The following is a 13,699-nucleotide window of genomic DNA, read 5'->3' as shown; positions in this document are numbered from 1 at the left end:
GAACTTAGAGAGTTTCGAGAACGTCGGCAGAAAGTGACATCAACCCGTCCGAAGCTCTGACAGGATTGCGGCTCGATGTTCACTGTCATGACAGCGCGACGACCGGTGATCTCTCTGCTGAGCGCGGTGCTCGCCCTCGGTGGTTGCGCGACGCTCGGGGAAGGCGGCGCCTCACGTCTCGACCAGATCCGCAACCGTGGAGAACTGCGCTGCGGCGTCAGCGGCAAGATCCCAGGATTCAGCTTTTTGCAACGCGATGGACGCTACGCCGGGCTCGATGTGGATCTGTGCAAGGCCTTCGCTGCCGCGTTCGTCGGCGATGGTGACAAGGTTCAGTACCGGCCGCTGACGGCACCGGAACGCTTCACCGCCCTGCGCACCGGAGAAATCGATCTGTTGTCGCGCAACACCACCTTCAACCTCAGCCGTGATGAGGCCGGTGGCAATGGCGTCAGCTTCGCTCCGGTGGTGTTCCATGACGGCCAGGGGCTCCTGGTTCGTCGCGACAGCGGCATCCGCAGCCTTGAGGATCTGGGTGGACAGACCATTTGTGTGGGCTCCGGCACCACCACTGAGCAGAACCTCAACGATGCCTTTCAAGCGCGGGGACTGCCTTACACCCCGATCAAATATCAAGACCTGAATCAGGTCGTGGCGGGCTACCTGCAGGGTCGATGCCGCGCGTTCACCTCGGATCGATCCCAGCTGGCTTCGGCCCGCTCCGGCTTCGAACGTCCCGACGATCATGTGATTCTTCCCGAAGTGCTGAGCAAGGAGCCCCTGGCTCCTTGCTCATCCGGAGGCGATCAACGCCTTGCCGATGCCATGCGCTGGGTGGTGTTTGGCCTGATCACGGCGGAGGAGATGGAAATTACTCAGGCCAATGTGGACGCGAAGCGGGAGGAGGCCACCAACAATCCTGATCTCACCCGAGTCAGGCGTTTCCTCGGGGTGGAAGGGAATCTGGGCAGCAAGCTCGGCCTCCCCGACGACTTCATGGTGGAAGTGATCCGCAGCACAGGGAATTACGGGGAGATCTACAACCGACATCTCGGCCCCGACAGTGTGGTGCCGATTCCGCGCGGTCTCAACAATTTGTCCAGCCAGGGCGGTGTGTTGACAGCCCCTCCCTTCCAATGAAGCTGCGTCGCTCCACCTGGTTTCAGATTCTGCTGACAATCGCGGTGCTCACCGTGGTGGGAATCCTGGTGAACAACCTGTCGGTGAATCTGATTAGGACAGGGCTCGGCCTCAGTTTTCGCTGGCTTTGGCGCCCGGCAGGGTTCGCTTTGGGCGAACACCCACTGCCCTATCAACCCGGCGACAGCACCGCCTGGGCTCTGGTGATGGGCTGGCTGAACAGCCTGCGTGTCATCGCCTGCAGCATGGTGCTGGCCACCGTCCTAGGGGTCAGCGCTGGTGCAGCACGGCGCAGCCTTCATCCACTGTTGCGCAGGCTCGCGGCGGTCTATGTGGGTGTGATCCGCCAGATCCCACTGTTGCTGCAGCTTCTCTTCTGGTATTTCGTGGCCTTCCTGGGCCTTCCCTCAGAACCTCTGGCCCCCCTTGGAGCCCTGATCCGTCTGTCGAATCAGGGCATTGGCATCCTTGGGCTCAACCTGAGCGTGGAATTCGCCGCCGTGCTCGTTGGTTTGAGCGTATTCACTGGGTCGGCCATCGCCGAAATCGTGCGTGGTGGTCTGGATGCGGTTCCGACGGGTCAATGGGAAGCCTTCCGCTGCCTGGGCCTGAGCGAGAGCGTGGGCATGCGCAAGGTGGTGCTGCCCCAGGCCTTACCGGCCATCCTTCCGGCCCTGGGCAGTCAGTATCTGAATCTCGCCAAGAACAGCACCCTGGCCATCGCGGTGGGATATGCCGATCTGTATGCCGTCAGCGACACCGCCATCACCCAGACGGGGAGAGCCATCGAGGGTTTTTTGATCCTCCTACTCAGTTTTCTGGTGCTGAACCTGCTGATCAACGCAGGCATGCAGATCCTCAACCGAATCGTGATGGTTCCAGGCCAACGGACGTAACATCCGCGCACCTTCCCGCTCTCCATGAACTCTCGACGCATCGCAGCGGTGCTGCTGCTCGTCGCCGCAGTGGCCGCACTGCTGCTGCCCTTTGCCTCAGCCACGCTGCTGACGATCGGAATCGGCGGCATCGCTTTCGCAGCAGGCATGGGCCAGCTGCTGAGGCTCGGCGACGTCAACGGTGCTCAAGAAAAGCTGTTCCGCGTGCTGTCTGCGCTGCTGTACATCGGTGGTTCGATCTTCATCCTGATCGACCCGATCGACAGCGAAATCAGCCTCACACTGTTCGCAGGGGTGCTGCTGCTGGTGGAAGGCGTGATGGAACTAGCCTCCGGAGCCACGGCGTCCGGCCCTGCTTCCGGACTGATCGTGGTAGATGGAATCCTCACGGCACTTTTCGGAGTGTTGCTGGTCGTGGAATGGCCTTCCGACAGCCTGTGGGCCCTCGGGACCCTCTTTGGTGCAGCCTTATTTCTATCTGCGCTGAACTTGTTCCGCGCTCCGGCTGAACAATCCGGCAGCTGATGGCGCAACGCCGAAACGCCAGACGCCGGCGCCTGTGGCAACCCAGGAGTCATCCGCTGGAAACAGCCCTCAGCTTGGTGATCCTGGTTCTGATTGCCTGGGTGGTCTGGTCCACAGGAGCCTGGCTGTTCACTGCCGCTGACTGGTCAGTGGTGAGCGAGAACCTGCCCCTTTTTGCGGTGGGCAGCTACCCAGCTGAGCAGCGCTGGCGCCCCATGCTCTGGCTTCTGCTGCTTGGGGCGATCACCGTTGCCACGCTGCTGCAACCAGTTGCTCATTCCCCCTGGAAGTTCAGCGGCCAAACCTTGTCATTGGGATGGCTGGCGATGCTGCCGATCGGCTGGCTGCTGCTCTCAGGTGGATTCGGCCTACCGCCTGTGAGTTCTCGGGACTGGGGAGGGCTCACACTCACCCTGATGCTGACCGGTGCCAGCGGTCTGGTTGCAGTTCCTCTGGGCATTCTTCTGGCCTTGGGACGCCGCAGTCATCTGGCACTGCCCCGTGTACTCAGCCGCCTTTACATCGATGGCCTGCGGGCTGTGCCATTGATTGCCGTTCTGTTCTTTGGTCAGCTGCTGTTGCCGCTCTTCTTACCCGTGGAGATCGAAATCAACCGGGTGCTGCGTGCCGTGATCGCTTTTGCCCTGTTCGCAGCTGCCTACGTGGCAGAAGACGTGCGCGGTGGTCTCCAGGCCATTCCTCACACCCAGACCGAAGCCGCACAGGCCTTAGGCCTCAGTCCATGGCAAACCCAGCGCTTGGTGGTGCTACCCCAGGCCTTGCGCATCGCTGTGCCTGCACTGACCAACCAGGCCATCGGCCTGCTGCAAAACACCAGCCTGATGGCGATTCTGGGCCTCGTCGAGCTGCTGGGCATCAGCCGCAGCTTGATGGCCAACCCTGAATACATCGGCCGGTATTTGGAGACTTACGTCTGGCTGGGCGGCCTCTATTGGTTGATCTGCAGCGTGATGGCCTTGCTGGCCAGACAACTGGAAGTCAAGACCGCCTCACCCTCCACCCCAGCCGAGCATTCATGACTGTCGCCGTTCGCGCCGATTCCATCACCAAGAGCTTCCAGCACGGGCAACGCGCCCTGGATGCCGTGACCCTTGAGGTGGAGCACGGCGAAGTGCTGGTGGTGATGGGGCCATCGGGTTCCGGCAAAAGCACCTTGATCCGCACCTTCAACGGTCTGGAGGCGATCGATGGTGGACAGTTGGAGGTGGTAGGGCTGAGCCTGGATGCGGAGCACGATGAACGCCAGATCCGGCGCATCCGGCGGCGCGTTGGCATGGTGTTTCAGCAGTTCAATCTCTTCCCACATCTGACGATCCTCGACAACATCACCCTCGCGCCAAGACGGGTGAACCAGGTGCCCCGAATCGCTGCCGAAGAGCGCGCTCATGGCCTGCTGGCCCAGATGGGAATTGCAGATCAGGCGAACAAATACCCTGCGCAACTCAGTGGTGGCCAACAACAACGGGTGGCGATCGCTAGAGCCCTAGCGATGGACCCTGAGCTGATGCTGTTTGATGAGCCGACCAGCGCCCTCGACCCGGAACGCGTCAAAGAAGTGCTGGATGCGATGCGCCAGCTGGCATCCGATGGCATGACGATGGTGATCGTGACCCATGAATTGGGGTTCGCCCGTGAGGTGGCCGACCGGGTGTTGTTCATGGATGCCGGCCGTGTAGTCGAGCTCAGCGATGCCAACAGCTTTTTCACGCAAGCCAAGGAAGAACGCAGCCGGCGCTTCCTCAATCAGATGGCCCATTGAGCGCCTCGCGTCTTCAATCCTCAACAATCCATCGCGACGATGCCGTGACGCTCCTTTCCACTGCTCCTAACGTTCGAAACACGCAACGCCCCCATGAAGAAGTCATGGAATGGACCGCTATCGAATGAAATCGATCCTGTGGTGTCGACCTGGTGGAGAGACCGTGTGTCGTTCCTGATTAAGGAAGGTCGCAAGCGAGACGCTGCAGGCCTTTATTTGGAGTTCTGCTTCCCTGAAAGCCGAGCGATTGAGCTCGCTGCCCATCCGCATCAGTGACAGGCCATGGACCAGAGACAACAGGTCCAGCAGCTTTGCGAAGACCACGCTGAAGCGCTCCAGCAACTCGCTTGCGACGTGGCCAATCGCCCACAGTGGGACTTGAATCTGCCCGTCGCCGTAATCGATGCTCGCACCGAGCGGCGATCCTTTCATGTCACTGGGGTCGGCAGCGTCGGCAATGTGGTGCGGGTCTCCACGACCATTGATCACCCCTTGATGCGGCAACTCTTCAAATTGGTGGAATCCAGCAGCGATGACGCTGCCGTGGACACCATGCGCAAGGATCCGGACATCGGCGAGGAGTTCGCGACTGTTTTTGAGATGTATCGCGACGAACGCCGCGGTGGGGCTCCCTTGTGGAGCGCCACTGACGCAGCCTCATTCGTGGTGAAATCCAAGGAGGCTTATGACGACCGCGAGCTGGCCATTGTTGCGCTGCTGCCCGGCGATCCCCATGCTGTTGTGACGTTCGGTGTTCCGCTCAGCTATTACGGTGCCGAATCGACCTAATTGCCACGTAGACGGGCCAACGCCTGCTCAGCGGCCGCCAGTTCCCGTTCCGTTTGCAACCAGCGTTCATTGCCGAGCGGCAGGGTGGCCACCTGATCGGCCAGCTCGAACTGAAGCAACTGGCAACGCTCCGAAAGGGCGTTGCTGAGTTGAAGTTGATGCTGCGGAATCAGACAGCTAGGAGCGGCGACACCCAAACCATCTCCTCCAACAAGGACGATTATAACTTTGGCACATCACCCAGGCTTTTCTAAAATGGATTTCCTGGAAGGTCTGCGGTGCTGAACCTCCTCTGGGAGATGGGTCCCTGCCTCATCGGCGGCGCCTTCATCGGCCGCTGGCGACCCCAGTGGATTGCACCTCTAGCCACACCACTGGTGCGCTTCGGCGTCCCAGTCAGTCTGATGGGCCTGTTGCTGCATGGCGGCCTGAACGGCTTACTGCTGGGCATGGCGATGGTGGCCGTCACAGTGATCGCGGTGATGCTCACCCTGCTGCGGTTGGCGACACCCTTCTCAGTAGCCCTGACCCATCCCGAGTTACAGCTCGGCAGCTGCATTGGCAACACGGCGTACTTCGGCATCCCAGCCGCACTGGCACTGCTGCCGTCTGACGCCTTACCCATCAGCATTGGCTACGACTTCGGCGCCACGCTGCTGGCCTGGGGGCTCGGCCCTCTCTGGCTGACCCGCAAGCCAGCGTCCAGCGGCCCAGACCGCAGGTGGCGAAACCTGCTCGGACACCTCAGTGCCAGCCCAGCCACTCGCGGGCTGATCGGCGCGTTGATCGTGATGGTCACCCCTTGGCACCTTGCGATCAGCGATGCACTGTGGCTGCCCTCACGAGCCGTGATCGTGCTGGCCTTGGCCGTGGTAGGCATGCGTCTAGGAAGCATTGCCTCAAAGAACACCCCGAGCCTCGACGTGAGCCTCACCACGCCGCTGATTTGCAAACTTCTGCTGTTTCCAGCGCTCATGCTGTTGATCAGCCTGGCGCTTCCACTTCCTGGCGTTGCACGCCAGGCACTTGTGCTTCAGGCAGCCGCTCCCACGGCGATTTCGGTGTTGCTGATGGCGGAGTCGGAGCACGTGAACGTGGCAGCACCGGCGCAACTGATCCTGCGCAGCACTGTGTTGGCGTTGATCAGCGTGCCGCTCTGGAGCCTGCTGATTCGTCCGCTTGGCGGAACACCCGGAATGTGAGATTCAAACGCGGTTCGCACACCCGCTTGCGAATCGGTAATCCATGCATCCACTGCTGCTGACAGCAGCTATCCATCAGCAGCAGATCGCCATTCGCCAGGGGGAGATCGTGGCGACAGCCACTCACGCGGTGGCGAAATTGCAGATCACGGGTTGCGCCGAGCGACAAGGACGCAATCGGAAAGTCATCATCAATTTCAGGCTCATCATCCGCATGCCAGCCCATGCGGTCTTCACCGTTGCGGTAGAGATTGAACAGACAGCCGTTGAAGGGAGCTGAACAGCGCTGACTCACTTGCTCAAGCAGGGGCTTGAACCATGCCGGCCAGCCTTCACCACGATGCAGCGCTCCGCTGTAACGGTAAGCCACATTGTGATCAGCCAGAAACGCTGTGAGCCGGGGCACCCGGTGCCAACGCCCGTAGACACGCACTTGAGGCTGATCCCATGGGATTTGCTGCACACAACGATCCATCCACGTACGGCTGGTGGCGGGATTCAGCCAGGTGCGCTGATGCGTCCAGTTGATGGACTCAGCAGCATCGTCATTGAGCATGCCGACCACTCCCGTCGCGCCGGGCACTCTCGCGCGTGGCGGGCAGAAGCGTGAGTGAAGACGGATAACAGACCTGGATTGCCCTCAAATTCAGCTCATAGATTGAACAGATGGGAGCAAGGATCACACAACAGGTTTTCTTGGAGCGTGCCAAGCAGCGCTTCGGAGACCAATTCGACTACTCAGGCATTCAGTGGCGCAGCTACAAAAGCCCTGTGAAAATTCGGTGCCGCAAGCATCCTGTTCAGGAAATCACCATTACCCCTGAAAAGCATCTGCAAACCACGGGCGGCTGCCGTCACTGCCTGCGCGAACGTCGCATTGAAGCTCTGGAACGGGAACTCAACCGCTCGGCGGCCCGACCAGCAGCGGAAATCACCTCTCCAGCTGCGCCACCGACGACCCAACCGCAAGTGGATGTGTCGGAGTCGGTGGTTGTTTGAAGCTCAAGCGAATCAGCCGTTCAACTTGGCGTACCAACCCACAGCAAGCTGCCAGCTTGACCAAAGAAAGATGGCTAGAAACACCCAATTGAGCCAAGCAGGTCGGTTCTTGTTTTCGAACATCGCCTTGTGATGACCAAGCTCATTGTGTGACACCCCAGAGGTGTTTCGACACAACCGTCACGCACCATGACGGGCGCTCATCAAGGCGTTGTGATCGGCATCGTGCGCTTGAGATCGTGCATGCCTTCAAGCTGTTGATGCACAGACTTCAACTGACGCTGAATATGGTCGCTCTGGGGAAGGGTGTTGAGAGACCCCAATGCCATTTCGACGTACTGCTTGGCATCAATCAGCAGACGGCATTCAAGGCTTCCGGGTTCGTAGCTCATCGCAGTGAACGTTCTCACCTAATTAAGAAGCAGCGCAATGCACTTGGTTGTGCCCGTCACAACCATTGTGAGGATCCATCAGGGCGTCAGCATGCCGCCCGCGGCTTCAATCAGATCCCAAGGACGTTCCAAACCTCCCTGCACTCCCCAGATTCCAAGGGACGCGTTCTGGGCCTGAGCTTCCAGAGCGACATAGGGAAGGTCATCACAACGGCCGAGATAGCCGTCCTAGGCGAAGACGACTCCTTGAAGGAGCAAAGGCTGAGCAACATCGTTGTCCTGCATGAGCAAACGGGCCACCAGACGGCCGTACACATCCCTGGCGCGCAATTCCAAGACGACCTCGCTGCCTACAGGAAGCAGACGTTGCAACTGCTGGATCGCCAAGCGAGACCACGGCTGCTGCTGAGCCAGTGGCGCTTGAACACACGCCAAACGCACCGCACGCCCCTGATCACCAAGGTCGACGAGCACCTCCTGACCATTGTTGATTGCCAGAACCATGACGGCTTGACGCGGATGGGGCTCAGCCCTGGCTGCTGAACTGAGAGTTGCACTAAGGGTTGCGCTGAGGATGGCCCCGCTCAGCAGCAGTCTGGGGATCGAGAGTGACGTCAAAGCGTCCAAACAGAACGTGGCCTTGGCTTTGGCTTTGGCTTTGGCTTTGGCTTTGGCTTTGGCAGTGGCATCAAGCTTGAACCACCTGCACGTCCACCAGTTCAATGCTGTCCATGGCCTGATCGGAGAGATAGCGAAGCGTCCGGTTGCGGATCATCCGCACTTCGATGGCATTCCAGGTACCGCCGATCACGCAACCCACCAGCGGGACCGTTTTGGTGAGTAGCGCTCTCTGGGTGACCCGCCGACCAAACACCCTGGTCACCACTGCATTGATCAACTGAAGACCTCCCTGGTCGATCAACTGTCGAACCACCTGACGGGTGGCACTTTGAGCCATCCGCAATCCGACTTCCACACCAAGCTGACTGAGCACACTGGTGCCAAACACAGGCACCAGCAACTCGAGCCGAGCCGAGTCACGGTCCAGGAAGCCGGGAAGGATCAACTCCGCAGCGCAGGCGGCTGCAAACACCTGCGTGCGGGTGGTCACAGAGAGATCGGCCACGGCACCCGCAAGGCTCAGTACGGGGTTGGCCGCCAACCCCATGACGGCACCGGCAGCAATCACTTGAAGTCTTGCGTCACTAAACGCCTGCTCAGCCAGTTCATGGCTGCTGGCGGCTGGAAAGCGAGCACGCAACTGGTCCACTTCACGGCGAACCCGCATCGCGTCAAAACTGACCACCCAATTGAGAGCATCAGCTGCGGAGCCCACCATGACTCAAGATTCAAACCCAACCAGCCATTTCACAGTGGCGCATGGCCGAGCAGCTCACAAGGCTTCCAAAGCCAGTTGGAGACGGTGCCACAACAAGAATCAAGCAGGCATCAGGTTGCTGACGCCGAATTGAGGCCGATGGGGTGAATCCTCGGCAACTCCCGACATGTCAGTGCCGACAACAACAACAGCAAGGATGAAGCCCAGAGACAGGCCTGCATGCCCACGACTTCGGTTCTACCAAGCATGAACACCGCCCCCGAGAGCAACGTGCCCGCCAGGCGCCCGGCAGCATTGGCCATGTAATAGAAGCCCACATTGAGGCTGACGTTCTCCGTATCGGTGTAGGCCAACACCATGTAGGAGTGAATCGACGAATTCATGGCGAACACCACTCCGAAGGCGGCAAGGCCAGCCGTGATGGCCAGCGACACATCCACCTGACGCCACAGCGCCACAGCGATCAAAGCGGGAATCGCGGTGAGCAGTGCGCTCCAGAACTGCAAGGCAGACACTCCCGGAGAGGTGGTCTGCCCCCACAGACGTCTGAGACCAGGCGCTGATCCTTGAACAATGCCGTAGCCGATCACCCAGAGGCCGAGAAAGCCACCGATCTCCCCGAAGCTCCAGCCCAAGGAAGCCTCGAGAAACACCGGCAAGGCCACCACAAACCACACATCCCGGGCACCAAACAGAAAGAAGCGCGCCAGAGACAGCACGTTGATGCCCCGGGATTTCGAGAACAGCGAGGAGAAGGCCGGCTTGGACTTCATCTTTCCGATCTCTCCCGTGAGCACCAGCGTCAGCAGGAAGGCGAGAGCGAGACCTGCTGCCATCCAGCCCACGGCAGCATTGAAGCCAAAGGCTGTCAGCAGCACCCCTCCGAGGAAGAAACCCACTCCCTTGAGAGCGTTCTTGGATCCCGTGAGGATTGCCACCCACTTGAATAATTGCTTCTGCCCCTGCTGCTGATCGTCCGGGGTCTCCGGCACCACCGTCTTGATGGCGCTCTTCGCACTCATCTTGTTGAGGTCTTTGGCGATTCCGCTGATGGCCTGAGCGGTCATCACATAGAGCACGCTGATCAGTTTCGGCCAACTGGCGGCGACAGGGATCAGCATCAGCAATGCCAGGACCTGCAGCAGCGTGCCCACCCAGAGGGTGAGCCGAAGCCCGTAGCGGGCCCCAATCCATCCCCCGTAGAGGTTGGTGATCACCCCGAACAATTCGTAGAAGAGGAACAGAAACGCAATCTCGAGGGTGGAGTAGCCGAGTTGATGGAAATGGAACACCACCAGCATTCGCAGCGCTCCATCGGTCAGCGTGAAGGCCCAGTAGTTGGCGGTGACGATGCCGTACTGCTGAAGGGGAGAGAGCTTCATGACTCCAGCCCCACCACATGGGCCACCAGATCGGCCATGCGGCTGCTGTAGCCCCACTCGTTGTCATACCAGGCGTAGACCTTCAGCTGGGTGCCGTCCACCACCATTGTCGAGAGGGCGTCGACGACCGCGCTGCGGTTGTCGTTGGTGTAGTCACACGACACCAACGGGCGCTCCTCATAGCCCAGGATTCCCTTGAGCGGACCGTCTGCCGCGGCCTTGAACGCTGCGTTCACCTGCTCTGCCGTGACGCTCTGCTTGAGCTCGAACACCGCATCGGTGAGCGATCCATTCAGCAGAGGAACGCGCACGGCATGACCGTTGAGCTTGCCCTTCAGCTCAGGGAAGATCATCGCGATCGCCTTGGCCGAGCCGGTGGTGGTGGGGATCAACGAGCTGAGGCCAGAACGGGCCCGACGCAGATCGCTTTTGAAGGCATCGATCGGCACCTGGGTGTTGGTGATGTCGTGAATGGTTGTGATCAGGCCGTGGTCGATGCCGAAGCTCTCATGCACCACCTTCACCACCGGCGCCAGGCAGTTGGTGGTGCAGGAGGCAGCGGTCACCAACTTGTGCCGCGCTGGTTCATAAAGGTTTTGGTTGATGCCGTAGACAATGTTGAGCGCGTCCTCACCGGCGACCACACCCTTCACGGGACAGGCCACCACCACACGCTTCAAACCCACCTGCTCGAAATAGAGGTTTAGGGTCTGCGGCGTTTTGATCACGCCGCTGGCCTCGAGCACCATCTCCACCCCACGATCGATCCAGGGCACAGCGGTGGGATCGCTTTCGCTCGACCAGGTGAGCGCTGATCCCTCCACGTTGAAGCCATCAGCGCTGCTGGTGATGGCTCGATTCCAGCGCCCATGCACGGAATCGAACTCGAGCAGGTGGGCCGCTGTCACTGCATCGCCAGCGGGATCATTGACGTGCACCAGCTCGATTCCAGGCCGCCCCCAGAGGGCCCGAAGCACCAGGCGGCCGATGCGGCCAAAGCCATTGATGCCGATACGCATGGTGATCAGTCGGGCCGACGGCCCCATAGATCAACCAATCTTGATTGATCAACCAGACTTGATGCAAGTTCTCTTGCAAGCGTCGGCACAGCGCTGCAGACTTTTTTCAGATAGGCAGCATCGCCAATGAACCTGGGTCATCTCCTCTGGACGGTCTTTGGTGGCGCAGCAATCACCCTGGTGCTGTCGTACCTACTGCGGCGCGTGCTTCCCAAGCTGACGCAGAAAACCAGCAGCGATTTTGATGACTTCCTGATCAATGCCCTGGGGGATGCCGTGATTCCGATCGGGCTGATCACTGTGCTGGTGCTCACAGAAATTGATCTCAACCTTCCCGGCAACATCAAGACGGCCTATGCCATCGCCCTGCGCGCCCTGATCACGATTGTGCTGGTGCGCTTCACCAATCGGGTGGGTGCACGCTTTCTGACCAGCGCCGCGCGACGCACCGGCGGGGAAGACCTTCAGCAACTGCTGAAAAGCCTGCTGCCGCTGCTGAGAGCCCTGGTGTGGAGTGTGGGCATCCTGGTGCTTCTTCAGAGCCTGGGGGTGAAAATGACGGTGGTCTGGGGCCTGCTTAGCGCCGGCGGCATCGGCATTGGCTTGGCTCTCAAAGAACCGGCGCAGGAGCTGTTCGCCTACCTGATGATCCTGCTCGACAAACCCTTCACCGTCGGGCAGTTCATCAGCACGGGGTCAACGTCGGCCACGGTGGAGAAAATCGGCGTGCGTTCCACCCATCTGCGCAGCACCCGCGGCGAGCTGGTGGTGGTCAACAACACCACACTCACGGGAAACACAATTCAAAACTTCGCCGAAATGACCCAACGGCGGATGCTCTATTCCATCGGCGTCACCTACGACACCACCGTGGAGCAGATGAAAGCGATTCCCTCAATGATCCAGGAGATCATCGACCGGCAGGAGCACAGCAGCTTCGGCCGTTGTCACTTCACGGAATTCGCCGACTCAAGCCTGAATTTCGAGCTGGCCTATTACATCGACACGCGTGATTACACCGTCGCCTTGAACAATCAGCAGGCGATCAACCTGGCCATCATGGAAGTGTTCGCGCAGCAAGGAATCGAATTCGCCTTCCCAAGCCAGACCGTTTACCTGGAGAGCGATTCTGGGGCAAACCAAGCCTCCTGAGCATTGAGCATCGCCCCAGCCCAGCACCTCTAGGCTGAAACCTGACAGAGCACAGACCATGTCAACGACGGTGGAAACAGCTTCGCAACTGGATGCCCACCAGGCCCAAGGCATGCTCAAGGGGCTGTCGGACCCGATCCGGCTGAACGTGATTGAGCAGCTGGGTGCCGGCGAGCGCTGCGTCTGCGATCTCACCACCAACCTGCAGCTGTCCCAGTCGCGACTCTCCTTTCACCTCAAGGTGCTCAGAGAAGCTGGCCTGATCAGTGATCGCCAAAGCGGTCGCTGGGTCTATTACCGGCTCCGTCCGGAAGCCCTGCAAGCGCTGCAGCAGTGGCTGCAAGGACTCACCGACAGCTGCCAAAGACGCAGCAGCTGCTGTGACGACTGAACGATGAAAGGCGGAGCCGCCGACCAACGCTTGCTGTTTCCCGCCACGCAGCGCAACCGCATTCCCATCGGTGACGCACTGGAACGCCACTTGCCCAGCCAGGGGTTAGTGCTGGAACTGGCCAGCGGCTCGGGGGAGCATGGCGTGACCTTTCAGCAGCGCTTTCCCGCGCTGACCTGGCAATGCAGTGACCCCGATCCAGAGCACTGCCGCAGCATTAACAGCTGGATCCGCCATGAGGGGCTCAACGACACGATGCCCGCTGCACTGGCCCTCGACGTGCGTGACGACCACTGGCGGCAGCACCTGAGCGCTGCACCCCAGGCCATCGTGTGCATCAACCTGCTGCACATCGCTCCCTGGGAGTGCACCCTTGCGCTGCTGAAGAACGCCGCAGAGCTGCTGCAACCAGGCAACACCCTCAGCGTGTACGGACCCTTCTGCGTGGATGGCGCCCACGTCAGCGAGAGCAACCGCAGTTTCGACTCGTCGTTGCAGCAACGCGACTCCCGTTGGGGCGTACGGGACCAAACGACCGTGATCGAGCACGCAACGACCGTGGGTCTGACGCTGTGCGAGATCGCCCTGCTCCCCGCCAACAACCGCATGATCACCTGGAGGCGCTGATGACGGACACCGCGAACAGTGCAGCACAAATCCAACCCAATCACCGTGAAGCAACCGTGCAGTAAC

The 13,699-nt window shown here is 60.2% G+C and carries 19 protein-coding genes; 12 read left to right on the top strand and 7 right to left on the bottom strand.

Annotation, left to right across the window (positions count from 1 at the left end):
• Positions 1-87 precede the first annotated feature (87 nt).
• The 7 genes from SynA1560_RS06755 to SynA1560_RS06725 all read left to right on the top strand — a co-directional run bounded on the left by SynA1560_RS06755 (position 88) and on the right by SynA1560_RS06725 (position 5,130).
• Positions 88-1,140, top strand: coding sequence for an amino acid ABC transporter substrate-binding protein (locus SynA1560_RS06755; RefSeq protein WP_186501494.1), 1,053 nt, complete (start codon positions 88-90; stop codon positions 1,138-1,140).
• Positions 1,137-2,036: an ABC transporter permease subunit gene (locus tag SynA1560_RS06750; protein WP_186501493.1), complete on the top strand. Its 900-nt coding sequence runs from the start codon at positions 1,137-1,139 to the stop codon at positions 2,034-2,036. Before SynA1560_RS06755 ends, SynA1560_RS06750 begins: the two co-directional genes overlap by 4 nt.
• A gap of 24 nt (positions 2,037-2,060) precedes the next feature.
• Positions 2,061-2,561 (top strand): HdeD family acid-resistance protein, encoded by a 501-nt coding sequence (locus SynA1560_RS06745; RefSeq protein WP_186470845.1) that lies wholly within the window; start codon positions 2,061-2,063, stop codon positions 2,559-2,561.
• The gene (locus tag SynA1560_RS06740) at positions 2,561-3,601 is read left to right on the top strand and encodes an amino acid ABC transporter permease (RefSeq protein WP_186470844.1); all 1,041 of its coding nucleotides are present in this window, start codon (positions 2,561-2,563) and stop codon (positions 3,599-3,601) included. The genes SynA1560_RS06745 and SynA1560_RS06740 overlap by 1 nt, the downstream gene beginning before the upstream one ends.
• A complete protein-coding gene (locus SynA1560_RS06735; protein ID WP_186501492.1) occupies positions 3,598-4,341 on the top strand; it encodes an amino acid ABC transporter ATP-binding protein in 744 nt (247 codons plus the stop codon). The genes SynA1560_RS06740 and SynA1560_RS06735 overlap by 4 nt, the downstream gene beginning before the upstream one ends.
• A gap of 93 nt (positions 4,342-4,434) precedes the next feature.
• Positions 4,435-4,617, top strand: coding sequence for a hypothetical protein (locus SynA1560_RS06730; RefSeq protein WP_186501491.1), 183 nt, complete (start codon positions 4,435-4,437; stop codon positions 4,615-4,617).
• 6 nt (positions 4,618-4,623) lie between these two features.
• Positions 4,624-5,130, top strand: coding sequence for a hypothetical protein (locus SynA1560_RS06725; protein ID WP_186470841.1), 507 nt, complete (start codon positions 4,624-4,626; stop codon positions 5,128-5,130).
• On the opposite strand, the gene SynA1560_RS13790 is transcribed toward SynA1560_RS06725, so the two are convergent.
• On the bottom strand, positions 5,127-5,249 hold the full coding sequence (locus SynA1560_RS13790; protein ID WP_255477108.1) for a hypothetical protein: 123 nt from the start codon (positions 5,247-5,249) through the stop codon (positions 5,127-5,129). The genes SynA1560_RS06725 and SynA1560_RS13790 overlap by 4 nt on opposite strands.
• A 180-nt stretch (positions 5,250-5,429) precedes the next feature.
• On the opposite strand from SynA1560_RS13790, the gene SynA1560_RS06715 reads away from it, so the two are divergent.
• Entirely contained in the window at positions 5,430-6,332 is a 903-nt protein-coding gene (locus SynA1560_RS06715) for an AEC family transporter (protein WP_186501490.1), read from the top strand.
• Here the strand turns inward: SynA1560_RS06715 and SynA1560_RS06710 are convergent.
• A complete protein-coding gene (locus SynA1560_RS06710; RefSeq protein ID WP_186501601.1) occupies positions 6,274-6,888 on the bottom strand; it encodes an alpha-ketoglutarate-dependent dioxygenase AlkB in 615 nt (204 codons plus the stop codon). The two genes, SynA1560_RS06715 and SynA1560_RS06710, sit on opposite strands and share 59 nt — an antisense overlap.
• 110 nt (positions 6,889-6,998) lie before the next feature.
• Between SynA1560_RS06710 and SynA1560_RS06705 the strand changes: the two genes are divergently transcribed.
• A complete protein-coding gene (locus SynA1560_RS06705; RefSeq protein ID WP_255477107.1) occupies positions 6,999-7,331 on the top strand; it encodes a hypothetical protein in 333 nt (110 codons plus the stop codon).
• A gap of 203 nt (positions 7,332-7,534) precedes the next feature.
• Here the strand turns inward: SynA1560_RS06705 and SynA1560_RS06700 are convergent, their stop codons facing one another.
• From SynA1560_RS06700 to SynA1560_RS06680, 5 genes are all read right to left on the bottom strand, one after another.
• Positions 7,535-7,723: a hypothetical protein gene (locus SynA1560_RS06700; RefSeq protein WP_186470838.1), complete on the bottom strand. Its 189-nt coding sequence runs from the start codon at positions 7,721-7,723 to the stop codon at positions 7,535-7,537.
• Between the two features lie 228 nt (positions 7,724-7,951).
• Entirely contained in the window at positions 7,952-8,341 is a 390-nt protein-coding gene (locus SynA1560_RS13785) for a thermonuclease family protein (protein WP_255477106.1), read from the bottom strand.
• Positions 8,342-8,411: 70 nt separating this feature from the next.
• Positions 8,412-9,062: a hypothetical protein gene (locus SynA1560_RS06690; RefSeq protein ID WP_186501489.1), complete on the bottom strand. Its 651-nt coding sequence runs from the start codon at positions 9,060-9,062 to the stop codon at positions 8,412-8,414.
• A gap of 110 nt (positions 9,063-9,172) precedes the next feature.
• On the bottom strand, positions 9,173-10,444 hold the full coding sequence (arsJ, locus tag SynA1560_RS06685) for an organoarsenical effux MFS transporter ArsJ (RefSeq protein ID WP_186501488.1): 1,272 nt from the start codon (positions 10,442-10,444) through the stop codon (positions 9,173-9,175).
• Positions 10,441-11,463 (bottom strand): ArsJ-associated glyceraldehyde-3-phosphate dehydrogenase, encoded by a 1,023-nt coding sequence (locus SynA1560_RS06680; protein WP_186501600.1) that lies wholly within the window; start codon positions 11,461-11,463, stop codon positions 10,441-10,443. The genes arsJ and SynA1560_RS06680 overlap by 4 nt, the downstream gene beginning before the upstream one ends.
• Before the next feature lie 126 nt (positions 11,464-11,589).
• Here SynA1560_RS06680 and SynA1560_RS06675 point away from each other — a divergent pair, with 126 nt between their 5' ends.
• Genes SynA1560_RS06675 through SynA1560_RS06665 form a run of 3 tightly spaced genes read left to right on the top strand, consistent with a single transcriptional unit; the run spans position 11,590 to position 13,633 of the window.
• A complete protein-coding gene (locus SynA1560_RS06675) occupies positions 11,590-12,615 on the top strand; it encodes a mechanosensitive ion channel family protein (protein WP_186501487.1) in 1,026 nt (341 codons plus the stop codon).
• Between the two features lie 58 nt (positions 12,616-12,673).
• Entirely contained in the window at positions 12,674-13,006 is a 333-nt protein-coding gene (locus SynA1560_RS06670; protein WP_186501486.1) for a helix-turn-helix transcriptional regulator, read from the top strand.
• Between the two features lie 3 nt (positions 13,007-13,009).
• Complete coding sequence (locus SynA1560_RS06665) at positions 13,010-13,633, top strand: DUF938 domain-containing protein (protein ID WP_186470833.1); 624 nt, start codon at positions 13,010-13,012, stop codon at positions 13,631-13,633.
• Positions 13,634-13,699 lie beyond the last annotated feature (66 nt).

Origin of the sequence: Synechococcus sp. A15-60, assembly GCF_014280095.1 — a bacterium.
Lineage (GTDB): Bacteria > Cyanobacteriota > Cyanobacteriia > PCC-6307 > Cyanobiaceae > Synechococcus_C.
The sequence above is the reverse complement of the archived record's forward strand: the minus strand, read 5'-3'. Positions and strand labels throughout refer to the sequence as shown.

What these genes read in the sequence shown, in the direction of transcription:
- SynA1560_RS06700 (WP_186470838.1), bottom strand. Translation starts at nt 7,723, where the DNA reads ATGAGCTACGAACCCGGAAGCCTTGAATGCCGTCTGCTGATTGATGCC.
- SynA1560_RS06680 (WP_186501600.1), bottom strand. Translation starts at nt 11,463, where the DNA reads ATGCGTATCGGCATCAATGGCTTTGGCCGCATCGGCCGCCTGGTGCTT.
- SynA1560_RS06665 (WP_186470833.1), top strand. Translation starts at nt 13,010, where the DNA reads ATGAAAGGCGGAGCCGCCGACCAACGCTTGCTGTTTCCCGCCACGCAG.
- SynA1560_RS06745 (WP_186470845.1), top strand. Translation starts at nt 2,061, where the DNA reads ATGAACTCTCGACGCATCGCAGCGGTGCTGCTGCTCGTCGCCGCAGTG.
- SynA1560_RS06710 (WP_186501601.1), bottom strand. Translation starts at nt 6,888, where the DNA reads ATGCTCAATGACGATGCTGCTGAGTCCATCAACTGGACGCATCAGCGC.
- SynA1560_RS06730 (WP_186501491.1), top strand. Translation starts at nt 4,435, where the DNA reads ATGAAGAAGTCATGGAATGGACCGCTATCGAATGAAATCGATCCTGTG.
- SynA1560_RS06755 (WP_186501494.1), top strand. Translation starts at nt 88, where the DNA reads ATGACAGCGCGACGACCGGTGATCTCTCTGCTGAGCGCGGTGCTCGCC.
- SynA1560_RS06740 (WP_186470844.1), top strand. Translation starts at nt 2,561, where the DNA reads ATGGCGCAACGCCGAAACGCCAGACGCCGGCGCCTGTGGCAACCCAGG.
- arsJ (WP_186501488.1), bottom strand. Translation starts at nt 10,444, where the DNA reads ATGAAGCTCTCTCCCCTTCAGCAGTACGGCATCGTCACCGCCAACTAC.
- SynA1560_RS06675 (WP_186501487.1), top strand. Translation starts at nt 11,590, where the DNA reads ATGAACCTGGGTCATCTCCTCTGGACGGTCTTTGGTGGCGCAGCAATC.
- SynA1560_RS06715 (WP_186501490.1), top strand. Translation starts at nt 5,430, where the DNA reads ATGGGTCCCTGCCTCATCGGCGGCGCCTTCATCGGCCGCTGGCGACCC.
- SynA1560_RS06750 (WP_186501493.1), top strand. Translation starts at nt 1,137, where the DNA reads ATGAAGCTGCGTCGCTCCACCTGGTTTCAGATTCTGCTGACAATCGCG.
- SynA1560_RS06670 (WP_186501486.1), top strand. Translation starts at nt 12,674, where the DNA reads ATGTCAACGACGGTGGAAACAGCTTCGCAACTGGATGCCCACCAGGCC.
- SynA1560_RS06735 (WP_186501492.1), top strand. Translation starts at nt 3,598, where the DNA reads ATGACTGTCGCCGTTCGCGCCGATTCCATCACCAAGAGCTTCCAGCAC.
- SynA1560_RS06705 (WP_255477107.1), top strand. Translation starts at nt 6,999, where the DNA reads ATGGGAGCAAGGATCACACAACAGGTTTTCTTGGAGCGTGCCAAGCAG.
- SynA1560_RS06690 (WP_186501489.1), bottom strand. Translation starts at nt 9,062, where the DNA reads ATGGTGGGCTCCGCAGCTGATGCTCTCAATTGGGTGGTCAGTTTTGAC.
- SynA1560_RS06725 (WP_186470841.1), top strand. Translation starts at nt 4,624, where the DNA reads ATGGACCAGAGACAACAGGTCCAGCAGCTTTGCGAAGACCACGCTGAA.